Source organism: Streptomyces sp. NPDC046876, assembly GCF_040645035.1.
GTDB lineage: Bacteria > Actinomycetota > Actinomycetes > Streptomycetales > Streptomycetaceae > Streptomyces.
Window position 1 is genome coordinate 108,215 of record NZ_JBEYXK010000016.1, and the last position, 10,139, is coordinate 118,353.

13 protein-coding genes and 1 tRNA gene are annotated in these 10,139 nt (G+C 70.2%); 7 read left to right on the plus strand and 7 right to left on the minus strand.

Features of this window, described 5'->3' with window-relative positions:
- Nucleotides 1-48: 48 nt before the first annotated feature.
- Nucleotides 49-351: a co-chaperone GroES gene (locus ABZ924_RS12670; protein ID WP_361907502.1), complete on the minus strand. Its 303-nt coding sequence runs from the start codon at nucleotides 349-351 to the stop codon at nucleotides 49-51.
- Nucleotides 352-447: 96 nt separating this feature from the next.
- Nucleotides 448-801, minus strand: a complete 354-nt coding sequence (locus tag ABZ924_RS12675) for a DUF3618 domain-containing protein (protein ID WP_361907466.1) — start codon at nucleotides 799-801, stop codon at nucleotides 448-450.
- Nucleotides 802-879: 78 nt separating this feature from the next.
- Here ABZ924_RS12675 and bcp point away from each other — a divergent pair, with 78 nt between their 5' ends.
- From bcp to ABZ924_RS12690, 3 genes are all read left to right on the plus strand, one after another.
- The gene (bcp, locus tag ABZ924_RS12680; RefSeq protein ID WP_361907468.1) at nucleotides 880-1,347 is read left to right on the plus strand and encodes a thioredoxin-dependent thiol peroxidase; all 468 of its coding nucleotides are present in this window, start codon (nucleotides 880-882) and stop codon (nucleotides 1,345-1,347) included.
- Between the two features lie 145 nt (nucleotides 1,348-1,492).
- Nucleotides 1,493-2,506 (plus strand): HNH endonuclease signature motif containing protein, encoded by a 1,014-nt coding sequence (locus tag ABZ924_RS12685; RefSeq protein WP_361907470.1) that lies wholly within the window; start codon nucleotides 1,493-1,495, stop codon nucleotides 2,504-2,506.
- Between the two features lie 48 nt (nucleotides 2,507-2,554).
- Nucleotides 2,555-2,638, plus strand: a tRNA-Leu gene (locus tag ABZ924_RS12690).
- Nucleotides 2,639-2,695: 57 nt separating this feature from the next.
- On the opposite strand, the gene rdgB is transcribed toward ABZ924_RS12690, so the two are convergent.
- The 4 genes from rdgB to ABZ924_RS12710 form a co-directional block, all read right to left on the minus strand.
- Nucleotides 2,696-3,298 (minus strand): RdgB/HAM1 family non-canonical purine NTP pyrophosphatase, encoded by a 603-nt coding sequence (gene rdgB, locus ABZ924_RS12695; protein WP_361907472.1) that lies wholly within the window; start codon nucleotides 3,296-3,298, stop codon nucleotides 2,696-2,698.
- A 48-nt stretch (nucleotides 3,299-3,346) separates the two neighbouring features.
- Nucleotides 3,347-3,727 carry a hypothetical protein gene (locus ABZ924_RS12700; protein ID WP_361907474.1) on the minus strand — a complete coding sequence of 127 codons (381 nt, stop codon included), beginning with the start codon at nucleotides 3,725-3,727 and terminating at the stop codon, nucleotides 3,347-3,349.
- A 133-nt stretch (nucleotides 3,728-3,860) separates the two neighbouring features.
- Complete coding sequence (gene rph / locus ABZ924_RS12705) at nucleotides 3,861-4,586, minus strand: ribonuclease PH (protein WP_361907476.1); 726 nt, start codon at nucleotides 4,584-4,586, stop codon at nucleotides 3,861-3,863.
- Nucleotides 4,587-4,723: 137 nt separating this feature from the next.
- Nucleotides 4,724-5,044, minus strand: coding sequence for a PTS glucose/sucrose transporter subunit IIB (locus tag ABZ924_RS12710; RefSeq protein ID WP_361907478.1), 321 nt, complete (start codon nucleotides 5,042-5,044; stop codon nucleotides 4,724-4,726).
- Nucleotides 5,045-5,192: 148 nt separating this feature from the next.
- Here ABZ924_RS12710 and ABZ924_RS12715 point away from each other — a divergent pair, with 148 nt between their 5' ends.
- Nucleotides 5,193-6,506, plus strand: coding sequence for a PTS transporter subunit EIIC (locus ABZ924_RS12715; protein WP_361907480.1), 1,314 nt, complete (start codon nucleotides 5,193-5,195; stop codon nucleotides 6,504-6,506).
- A 299-nt stretch (nucleotides 6,507-6,805) separates the two neighbouring features.
- The gene (locus tag ABZ924_RS12720; protein ID WP_361907482.1) at nucleotides 6,806-8,071 is read left to right on the plus strand and encodes a PTS transporter subunit EIIC; all 1,266 of its coding nucleotides are present in this window, start codon (nucleotides 6,806-6,808) and stop codon (nucleotides 8,069-8,071) included.
- 68 nt (nucleotides 8,072-8,139) lie between these two features.
- Here the strand turns inward: ABZ924_RS12720 and ABZ924_RS12725 are convergent, their stop codons facing one another.
- Nucleotides 8,140-8,892, minus strand: coding sequence for an MBL fold metallo-hydrolase (locus ABZ924_RS12725; protein ID WP_361907484.1), 753 nt, complete (start codon nucleotides 8,890-8,892; stop codon nucleotides 8,140-8,142).
- Between the two features lie 204 nt (nucleotides 8,893-9,096).
- Between ABZ924_RS12725 and ABZ924_RS12730 the strand changes: the two genes are divergently transcribed.
- Nucleotides 9,097-9,519, plus strand: a complete 423-nt coding sequence (locus ABZ924_RS12730) for a hypothetical protein (protein ID WP_361907486.1) — start codon at nucleotides 9,097-9,099, stop codon at nucleotides 9,517-9,519.
- Nucleotides 9,519-9,917, plus strand: coding sequence for a DUF488 family protein (locus ABZ924_RS12735; RefSeq protein WP_361907488.1), 399 nt, complete (start codon nucleotides 9,519-9,521; stop codon nucleotides 9,915-9,917). The genes ABZ924_RS12730 and ABZ924_RS12735 overlap by 1 nt, the downstream gene beginning before the upstream one ends.
- Nucleotides 9,918-10,139 lie beyond the last annotated feature (222 nt).

The window sequence follows — 10,139 nt, forward strand, 5'->3', positions numbered from 1 at the left end:
AGGGCCGGTGACCAAGGTCACCGGCCCTCAACAGGTCAGAATCGAAGATCAGAGATACAGCCCGGTGGAGTCCTTCGACCCCTCCAGCCGCTCCGCAGCCACCGCATGCAGGTCCCGCTCGCGCATCAGCACGTACGTCATCCCCCGCACCTCGACCTCGCCCCGGTCCTCCGGGTCGTACAGCACCCGGTCCCCCGGCTCCACACTCCGCACGTTCTGCCCGACCGCGACCACCTCGGCCCAGGCCAGCCGCTTGCCGACCGCAGCCGTCGCCGGAATCAGGATCCCGCCGCCCGAGCGCCGCTCGCCCTCCGGCGTGTCGGACTTCACGAGCACGCGGTCGTGCAGCATGCGGATCGGCAGCTTGTCGTGGGTGGTGGTGTTGGTGTTGTCGCTCACGCCAACGAACCTACCCGCCCGCGCCCGGCCTGTCCGCCGCAGGGGTCATCAGCGCTTGCGACGCGTCGACACCACCAGCAGCCCGACCACACCCACGGCAAGCAGCGCCACCGGCACGATCCGCGCCGGACGCGGCGTCCCGTCGTCGTGCCGCAGACCGTCCCGGATGTCCGTCACGACCCGGTTCACCGCAACGACGGCCCGACCCAGCGTGTGGTCGACCGTCGACGCGACCTTGGCCTTCGCGTCCCCGACGATCGTCTTCGGGTGCAGGCGCACACCGATCTCGTCGAGCGTCTCGGCGAGCTGCTCGCGGCGGCGGACAATGTCCGCCTCGATCTGTGCGGGGGTCCTGGCTTCCGGCACCGCGCTGCCTCCGTCGTCGTGGTCGTGGTCCTGCATGGGGCGTAGTCCGCCGGGGACAGTCTGTCAGCTTAGTCTCGTGCCGTAGCGATCCACCTCCCCGAGGAGACTGTCGAGATGAGCGAGCGACTGCAGCCGGGCGACACCGCCCCCGCCTTCACCCTGCCCGACGCGGACGGCAACGAGGTCTCGCTCGCCGACCACAAGGGCCGCAAGGTGATCGTGTACTTCTACCCCGCCGCGCTGACGCCGGGCTGCACCAAGCAGGCCTGCGACTTCACGGACAACCTGGCGGTCCTGGCCGGGGCCGGCTACGACGTGATCGGCGTGTCCCCGGACAAGCCGGAGAAGCTGGCGAAGTTCCGGGAGAAGGAGAGCCTGAAGGTCACCCTGGTCGGCGACCCGGACAAGCAGGTCCTGGAGGCGTACGGGGCGTACGGCGAGAAGAAGCTGTACGGCAAGACGGTGACCGGGGTCATCCGGTCCACGGTGATCGTGGACGAGGAGGGCAAGGTCGAGCGGGCCCTGTACAACGTCAAGGCCACGGGCCACGTAGCCAAGATCATCAAGGACCTGGGCATCTGACCCGGACCCGCCCCACCCCGAAACGGCCCGCACCAACCGGTGCGGGCCGTTCCGCTTATCGGACGGAATCCCCCGTAACCGTCCGACTATCGACCCGTTACTCCATGCGAGGACCGCACGCGTGGTCGCAGAACGGAGGGGCGCCATGAGTGACCCGTACGAGCCGCTGGCACTGGCAGCAGCCGTCGCCGAAGCGCGAGGCTGGGCCGATCTGATGCGGCGACTCGGCCTGCGACAGAGCGGCGGACAGCGGCGAGTGCTCCAGGAGAAGGTCGCCGGCCTCGGACTGGACACGACGCACTTCAAGCAGCGCAGCCCATGGCGCAAGTACTCCGACGAGGCCATCGCGTCGGCGGTTGCCGCCTCCACGACCTTCCGCGAAGTGGCCAGGACCCTCGGAGCGCCGCCGGCCACGGGGACGCTGTCACACATAGCCCGCCGCATCGAGGCACTGGGTATCGACGTCAGCCACTTCCCGGGCATGAACCGTGCCGGGGTCGACCTGCCGTTCACCACCGCCGAGCTTTGCGAGGCGGCCGTATCCGCCGACAGCGTGCGCGGCGTCGCCCGGTCACTCGGGGTGCCCGACGACAGCCGCTCCCGAGCCGCGCTGAGCCGAATGCTGCGCGAGCGCGGCGTCGAGACCTCACACTTCCGCAACGCACGGCTGACGATCTCCGAGGAGGATCTACGCGCGGTCCTGCCGGAAGCAGCCAGTTACGCCGATGCCATGCGAGCCCTGGGCCTCGAAGTCAACACCTCGAACCACCGGCGCGTACGACGCAGGGTGGCACAACTCGGACTCGACGCCGGTCACTTCACGCGACGCGCCTGGGGCAGGACACCCGCTCGCGAGCCGAGGCCCGCCGCGCCTGGCACGCTCACGCTGCTCCCCGACGGGTCGCCCCGTACGAACCGCACGCGGCTGCACCGGGCACTCCAGGAGATCGGCGTCCCGTACAACTGCGCCATGTGCGGCAACCCCGGCGAGTGGCTCGGCGAAACCATCACACTCCAGATCGACCACGTCAGCGGGGACTGGCTGGACAACCGCCCCGGCAACCTCCGCTACCTGTGCCCCAACTGCCACAGCCTGACAGAGACGTGGTGCCGCAGGCGCCGCCCCAAGTCCTTCGCCTCTCCGACCTCCGCCCCGTAGACTGAGCGAAGCCCAGCCTGACTCAATGTCCGAATTGGGCACAATGTCGCGGTTGTGGTGGAATTGGCAGTCACGCTGGGTTTAGGTCCCAGTGGGGTAAAACCCGTGGGGGTTCGAGTCCCCCCAACCGCACACGTGCCGAAGGCCCCGTACGCAGCCGCATACGGGGCCTTCGGTGCATCGCCGGGCTCAGCCCAGGAGCTCCTTGATCACCGGGACCAAGGCGCGGAAGGCCTGGCCGCGGTGGGAGATGGCGTTCTTTTCCGCCGGGGTGAGTTCGGCGCAGGTGCGGGTCTCGCCCAGCGGCTGGAGGATCGGGTCGTAGCCGAAGCCGCCCGTGCCGGCCGGGGTGTGGCGGAGGGTGCCCAGGAGGCGGCCCTCGACGACGCGTTCGGTGCCGTCGGGCAGGGCGAGGGCGGCGGCGCAGGAGAAGTGGGCGCCGCGGTGGGCGTCGTCGATGTCGGAGAGCTGGGCCAGGAGCAGGTCGAGATTGGCCTTGTCGTCGCCGTGGGTGCCGGCCCAGCGGGCGGAGAAGATGCCGGGGGCGCCGTTCAGGACGTCGACGCAGAGGCCGGAGTCGTCGGCGATGGCGGGGAGGCCGGTGGCGCGGGCGAGGGCGTGGGCCTTGAGGAGGGCGTTCTCGGCGAAGGTGACGCCGGTTTCCTTGACGTCCGGGATCTCGGGGTACGCGTCCGCGCCGACCAGCTCGTGGGGCAGGCCGGCGTCGGACAGGATGGCGCGGAGCTCGGTGACTTTGCCCGCGTTGCGGGTCGCGAGGATCAGGCGGGTCATGCCCGTCATTATCCGGGCGGGTCCGCCCGCTCCGGGCCGGGCCCGGTCTCAGCCCGGGGTGCAGACCTTGGAGATCTCCTTGGCGGCGTCCGCGACGGGGGTGATGTCGGGGGTCTGGTTGCCGCTCTCGATGGAGGTGCGGACGTTCTTGACGGCCGTGTTCATGGAGGCGAGGGCCTTCTTCAGGTCGGCGTTGTCGGTCTGGTCGCCGATCTTCTTGAGGTTGGCGTCGATCTGGTTGAGGGCGTTCTGGGCGTCCTGGGGGCTGTTGCCGGCGTTGGAGACGGCCTGCTGGAGGTCGTTGGCTCCGTCGGTGATGGCGACGGCCGTGTTGGCGCAGTCCATGGCGGTGGAGATGGCGTCGCAGGCCGTGAGGGCCGGGAGCGTCAGGGCGGCTGCCACGGCGACGGCGGCTATGCGGTGCTTCATGCGGGTCCTCTCAGGGGACGGGGATGCGTACGTACGTGCGTACGGGCGCACGGTTCGGTGACCGTGCGCCCGTACGCAGGAGGACGCGGGGGCGGGCGTCGTGGTTCTCGGCGGGCCCGGCCCGGGCCCGGGCCTAGAGGCCGAGGGCGGTGCGCTGGATGGTTTCGAGGTCGGCGCAGCCGCCGGCGGCGAGGTCGAGGAGGGCGTTGAGCTCCTTGCGGTCGAAGGGTTCGCCTTCGGCGGTGCCCTGGACCTCGACGAAGCGGCCGTCGCCGGTGCAGACGACGTTCATGTCGGTTTCGGCGCGGACGTCTTCCTCGTAGCAGAGGTCGAGGAGGGGGACGCCGTCGACGATGCCGACGCTGACGGCGGCGACGGTGCCGGTGAGCGGCTTGCGGCCGGCCTTGATGAGCTTCTTGTTCTGGCCCCAGGTGATGGCGTCGGCGAGGGCGACGTAGGCGCCGGTGATGGCGGCGGTGCGGGTGCCGCCGTCGGCCTGGAGGACGTCGCAGTCGAGGACGATGGTGTTCTCGCCGAGGGCCTTGTAGTCGATGACGGCGCGCAGGGAGCGGCCGATGAGGCGGGAGATCTCGTGGGTGCGGCCGCCGATCTTGCCGCGTACGGATTCGCGGTCGCCGCGGGTGTTGGTGGAGCGGGGGAGCATCGAGTATTCGGAGGTGACCCAGCCTTCGCCGCTGCCCTTGCGCCAGCGGGGGACGCCTTCGGTGAAGGAGGCGGTGCAGAAGACTTTGGTGTCTCCGAAGGAGATGAGGACGGAGCCCTCGGCGTGCTTGCTCCATCCGCGTTCGATGGTGACCGGGCGGAGCTGTTCGGGCGTGCGGCCGTCGATGCGAGACATGCTTCCGAGCCTAGTGGGTGCGGGGAGGGCGCAGGCTCCTTGGCGGGGTGGGCGTGGACCCCGTACCGGCGGGTGGCTGGGTACGGGGTCCGTGCCGTGGCTGAGCGGTGGGCTCAGGTCGTCACGTCATCACGTCGTCACATCATGTCTTCGATTTCGGCGGCGATGGGGTCGGCGTCGGTGCCGATGACGACCTGGACGGCGGTGCCCATCTTGACGACGCCGTGGGCGCCGGCGGCCTTGAGGGCGGCTTCGTCGACGAGCTCGGGGTCGGCGACTTCGGTGCGCAGGCGGGTGATGCAGCCTTCGACTTCTTCGATGTTGTCGATGCCGCCGAGCCCGGCGACGATCTTCTCAGCCTTGGTGGCCATGTGTTTCTCCCTGTGTTCTGCGAAGAAGGGGTCTCGGCGGTTCTGGTCCGGCCGGCCAGTGCGCTCCGTTTCGTCACGGTAGCTCACTGTTGGCCCACTGTTGGCCCAGTTGCGCGGGCGCGGGTCCGGCTCGTGCCGAAGGATGACGATCAGCAGCAGCCTGCCAAAAGTGGTCTACACCAGTGTGCCGTACGGGAGGCACCTGCCCAAACAGGCCGGGTCAGGGAGGAAGCCGATGAGCGCGCAGGGTGTGCAGGGCGCTGCGGCGGCACGGCGGCCGAAGTGGTGGAACGGTTTGTTCCAGGGTCTGCAGAAGATGGGGCGGAGTCTGCAGCTGCCGATCGCGGTGCTGCCGGCGGCGGGGATCCTGAATCGGCTGGGTCAGCCGGATCTCTTCGGGAAGGACCGTCTGAACTGGACGGGGCCGGCGCGGGTGATGGCGGCCGCCGGCGGGGCGCTGCTGAGTCCGGATCTGGGTCTGCCGTTGCTTTTCTGTGTGGGTGTGGCGATCGGCATGGCGAGGAAGGCGGACGGTTCGACGGCGCTGGCGGCGGTGACGGGGTTCTTGGTGTACCGGAGCGTGCTGCACGCGTTTCCGAATCCGTGTCCGGTGGGGACGCGGGAGATCGGGGGCGGTTGTCTGACGAGGGACAACAACACGTTCGTGGAGTTCTCGTACCAGAATCCGGGGGTGTTCGGCGGGATCGTGATGGGGCTGCTGGCGGCGTGGTTCTGGCAGCGGTTCCATCGGGTGAGGCTGGTGGACTGGCTGGGGTTCTTCAACGGGCGGCGCTTGGTGCCGATCGTCATGGCGTTCGTGGGGATCGGGTTCGCCGTGGTGTGCCTGTGGGTGTGGCCGCCGGTGGGGGGTGTGCTGGAGGGGTTCTCGGACTGGCTGGTGGGGCTGGGTTCGTGGGGTGCGGGGATCTTCGGGGTGGCGAACCGGGCGCTGTTGGTGGTGGGGCTGCACCAGTTCCTGAACGTGCCGATGTGGTTCCAGTTCGGTAGTTACACGAAGCCGGACGGTCTGGTGGTGCACGGGGACATCAACATGTTCCTGCAGGGGGATCCGGATGCGGGGCTGTTCCTGTCGGGGTTCTTCCCGATCATGATGTTCGCGCTGCCGGCGGCGGCGTTGGCGATCACGCATTGTGCGAAGCCGCAGCGCCGCAAGGAGGTGGGCGGGCTGATGCTGTCGGTGGCGTTGACGTCGTTCGTCACGGGGATCACGGAGCCGCTGGAGTATTCGTTCTTGTTCGTGGCGCCGGCGCTGTACGTGATCCACGCGCTGTTGACGGGTGTGTCGATGGCGGTGACGTGGGGGTTGGGCGTTCACGACGGGTTCAGCTTCTCGGCGGGGCTGATCGACTACGTGATCAACTGGGGGCTGGCGACGAAGCCGTGGTTGATCGTTCCGATCGGGTTGGGTTTCGCGGTCGTCTATTACGTGGTGTTCCGCTTCGTGATCGTGAAGTTCGACATTGCGACGCCGGGGCGCGAGTCGGACGAGGAGATCGAGGCGATGGAGGCCGAGAATACGAGGGCGTAGGGACCTTCGGCCTCAACTGCCGTGCTGGGGGTGGGCCCTCGGGCCTTCGGGGGCCGGGGCCTTCCGCTTGTGCGCGGGGGCGGGGTCGCGGGTTCCGGTCGAGCGGCCGCAGATGTGGCGTAGACCACAGGAAATCGAAGGTTCCTTATCTATCCCCGACCATGCTACAACTGGTCTACACCACGCATTGGTGTAGACCACGCAGGCCTGTTCGGGCGCTCGCGTACCCCCGTTCAAAGACGCCGCCGTCCCCCGTGTTCCCACCCCCGCATGCGGCGCCTTGCCTTCTGGAGGAAGTTGTGACGACGGCTGCCGCCGCACCCGCGGCCGAGAAGAAGAAGGGCTCCGGCGCGATGGCTGTCATGCAGCGCATCGGCCGCAGCCTCATGCTGCCCGTTGCGGTGATGCCCGCCGCTGCGCTCCTGGTCCGCTTCGGCCAGGACGACATGCTGGCAAGCAAGTCGCTGCCCGAGTTCGTCCAGAAGCTCGGCGGCTACATGGCCGCGGGCGGCGACGCCATCCTCGGCAACATGGCCCTGCTGTTCGCCGTCGGCATCGCGATCGGCTTCGCCAAGAAGTCGGACGGCTCCACCGCGCTGGCCGCGGTCACCGGCTACCTGGTCTTCAAGAACGTCCTCGCCACCTTCACCGACTCGCACCTGCCGAAGATCGCCAAGGTCGTCGACGGCAAGATCGTGAACGTCGAGGCCCCGGTCAACGCGGGCGTCCTCGGCGGCGTGGTCATGGGCATCGTCGTCGCCCTGCTGTACCAGAAGTTCTACCGGACCAAGCTGCCGGACTGGGCGGGCTTCTTCGGCGGCCGCCGCCTGGTTCCGATCCTCTCCGCCTTCGCCGGCCTGCTGATCGGCATCGTCTTCGGCCTGATCTGGCCGGTCCTGGGCGCGGGCCTGCACAACCTCGGCGAGTGGCTCGTGGGCTCCGGCGCCGTGGGCGCGGGCATCTTCGGTGTCGCCAACCGCGCGCTGATCCCGATCGGCATGCACCACCTGCTGAACTCCTTCCCCTGGTTCCAGGCGGGCGAGTACAACGGCAAGAGCGGCGACATCGCCCGCTTCCTCGCCGGCGACCCGAGCGCCGGCCAGTTCATGACCGGCTTCTTCCCGATCATGATGTTCGCCCTGCCCGCGGCCTGCCTCGCGATCGTCCACTGTGCCCGCCCCGAGCGCCGCAAGGTCGTCGGCGGCATGATGTTCTCCCTCGCGCTGACCTCCTTCGTCACCGGTGTGACCGAGCCGATCGAGTTCACGTTCATGTTCATCGCCCCGGTCCTGTACGCGGTCCACGCGGTGCTCACCGGTGTCTCGATGGCCCTGACCTGGGCGCTCGGGATGAAGGACGGCTTCGGCTTCTCCGCCGGCCTGGTCGACTTCGTCCTGAACCTCGGCATCGCGAGCAACCCGTGGGGGCTGGCGCTGGTCGGCCTGTGCTTCGCCGTGCTGTACTACGTGATCTTCCGGTTCGCGATCACCAAGTTCAACCTGCCGACGCCGGGCCGCGAGTCCGACGAGGAGCTCGCCGAGCTGCTCAAGGCCGAGGCCAAGTAGTCCCGCGTCCACACGGGCGCAGCCCCCGCTCTCCCTTTCGGGAGGGCGGGGGCTGCGTGCGTTCGGGCTCAGACCTCGTAGACCGCGCCCGCGTACGCGAGGTCGACCGGGCCGTCGTAGACCGCGCGGGCGTCGGCGAGGTTCTGCCGGGCGTCGGTCCACGGCGGGATGTGGGTCAGCACCAGCCGGCCGACGCGGCCGCCGCGCGCGAACTCCCCGGCCTCGCGGCCGTTGAGGTGCAGGGCCGGGATGTCCTCCTTGCCGTGCGTGAAGGACGCCTCGCACAGGAACAGGTCCACGCCGCCGGCGAGCTGCCCCAGCTCGGCGCAGGCGCCGGTGTCGCCCGAGTACGCCAGCGAGCGGCCGCCGTGCTCGATGCGGATGCCGTACGCCTCCACCGGGTGGCTGACGCGCTCGGTGCGGACCTGGAAGGGGCCGATCTCGAAGGTGCCGGGCTTGAGGGTGCGGAAGTCGAAGACCTCGCTCATCGAGCGCTCGTCGGGGACGTCGTCGTAGGCGGTGGTCAGGCGCCTTTCGGTGCCCTCGGGGCCGAACACGGGGATCACCGGCGGGCGGCCGCCCTCGTGCCGGTAGTAGCGGGCCACGAAGTAGGCGCACATGTCGATGCAGTGGTCGGCGTGCAGGTGGCTGAGGAAGATCGCGTCGAGGTCGTAGAGACCGATGTGGCGCTGCAGCTCGCCGAGGGCGCCGTTGCCCATGTCGAGGAGCAGCCGGAAGCCGTCGGCCTCGACGAGGTAGCTCGAGCAGGCCGAATCCGCGGACGGGAACGACCCCGAGCAGCCGACGACGGTGAGCTTCATGGAGCGAGAACCTCCGGGACGGTCCGTGGACGGAATGCGGGCCGTGCGTGGGTCGAGCGTAAGGCGCGAAAGGGCGGGTCGCTCCTCCGCGGCAGGCCGTTGTGGGGGGAATCACCTGTGCTGTCACCCGCGGGAGCGACGGCGCGTACGGGCGTGCCGGGGCACTGCCGTGCCGGGGCGGGCGGCCGCGGCTACCGTCGGACTATGGACACGTCCTGGTGGCCCGCGGCCGCGGCGGTGGTGGCCGTGGTGCTGTTGGTGCTGGTCGCGGGGCGTCGGCCGGGGGTGGCGCGGCGGGTCCCGCCGCCGCACGGGCCGGGTCCGGCGCCGCAGCCGCGGGCGGGTGAGCTGTGGTCCCTGGTGGACGGGCGGCCGTGCCTGGTGCTGGCGGCGGCGTCGGTACGGGGCCACCGGGCGCGGGTCGCGTGGATCACCGGGAAGTACGACGACCGGCGGGCCGGGGTGATCCCGCTGCCGCCGGGGACGGTGGGGGTGACGCCGGGGCGGGTGGGGTACCTGGAGGCGGACCGGCCGGCGGAGGTGTGGGTGTGGGAGTTCCGTACCCGGCTCGGGGTGCTGGACCCTGTGGTGTGGGACGAGGCCAAGGGGCTCGGAGGAGGCGGCTGATGGCGCGTGCGGGTGCGGGGGCGGCTGCGGGGGCGGGGGCGTCGGGCGGGATCCGGTTGCGGCGGGTCTACGATCCGCCGGAGCCGGGGGCGGACGGGGTGCGGGTGCTGGTGGACCGGCTGTGGCCGCGGGGGCTGGCGAAGGCGGCGGCCGGGGTGGACGAGTGGCCGAAGGCGGTGACTCCGTCGGGGGAGCTGCGGAAGTGGTTCCACGGGGGCGGGGGTTCGGCGGAGGAGTTCCGGCAGCGGTACGAGGCGGAGCTGGCCGAGCCGGAGGCTGCCGCTGAGGTGGAACGGTTGCGGGGGTTGGCCGCCGCCGGGCCCGTGACGCTGCTGACCGCGGTCAAGGACCCCGCCGCCAGCCACGCGGCCATCCTGGCCGAGCACCTGGCCCCCTGACGGTGGCTCCGGCCCCCGGCCCCTCCCCCAGCGTCCCGGATGCCGGTGGGCTGCCGCTGCGCGGAGCCACTTCCCCACCCCGCCCCTTCCCGAAACCGTGGCCTGCGGCCCCGGCCCCCGCTCGCCTCAACGCCGGCGGGGCTCAAAGATCGGGGGCTCCGCCCCCGGACCCCCGCGCCTCAAACGCCGGCGGGGCTGATTTCAGCCCGCGCGGCGTTTGAG

Bases quoted from the DNA above. Each gene is read 5' to 3' on its own strand.
- ABZ924_RS12670 (WP_361907502.1), bottom strand. From the start codon at position 351: ATGCTGCACGACCGCGTGCTCGTGAAGTCCGACACGCCGGAGGGCGAG.
- ABZ924_RS12675 (WP_361907466.1), bottom strand. From the start codon at position 801: ATGCAGGACCACGACCACGACGACGGAGGCAGCGCGGTGCCGGAAGCC.
- bcp (WP_361907468.1), top strand. From the start codon at position 880: ATGAGCGAGCGACTGCAGCCGGGCGACACCGCCCCCGCCTTCACCCTG.
- ABZ924_RS12685 (WP_361907470.1), top strand. From the start codon at position 1,493: ATGAGTGACCCGTACGAGCCGCTGGCACTGGCAGCAGCCGTCGCCGAA.
- rdgB (WP_361907472.1), bottom strand. From the start codon at position 3,298: ATGACCCGCCTGATCCTCGCGACCCGCAACGCGGGCAAAGTCACCGAG.
- ABZ924_RS12700 (WP_361907474.1), bottom strand. From the start codon at position 3,727: ATGAAGCACCGCATAGCCGCCGTCGCCGTGGCAGCCGCCCTGACGCTC.
- rph (WP_361907476.1), bottom strand. From the start codon at position 4,586: ATGTCTCGCATCGACGGCCGCACGCCCGAACAGCTCCGCCCGGTCACC.
- ABZ924_RS12715 (WP_361907480.1), top strand. From the start codon at position 5,193: ATGAGCGCGCAGGGTGTGCAGGGCGCTGCGGCGGCACGGCGGCCGAAG.
- ABZ924_RS12725 (WP_361907484.1), bottom strand. From the start codon at position 8,892: ATGAAGCTCACCGTCGTCGGCTGCTCGGGGTCGTTCCCGTCCGCGGAT.
- ABZ924_RS12730 (WP_361907486.1), top strand. From the start codon at position 9,097: ATGGACACGTCCTGGTGGCCCGCGGCCGCGGCGGTGGTGGCCGTGGTG.
- ABZ924_RS12735 (WP_361907488.1), top strand. From the start codon at position 9,519: ATGGCGCGTGCGGGTGCGGGGGCGGCTGCGGGGGCGGGGGCGTCGGGC.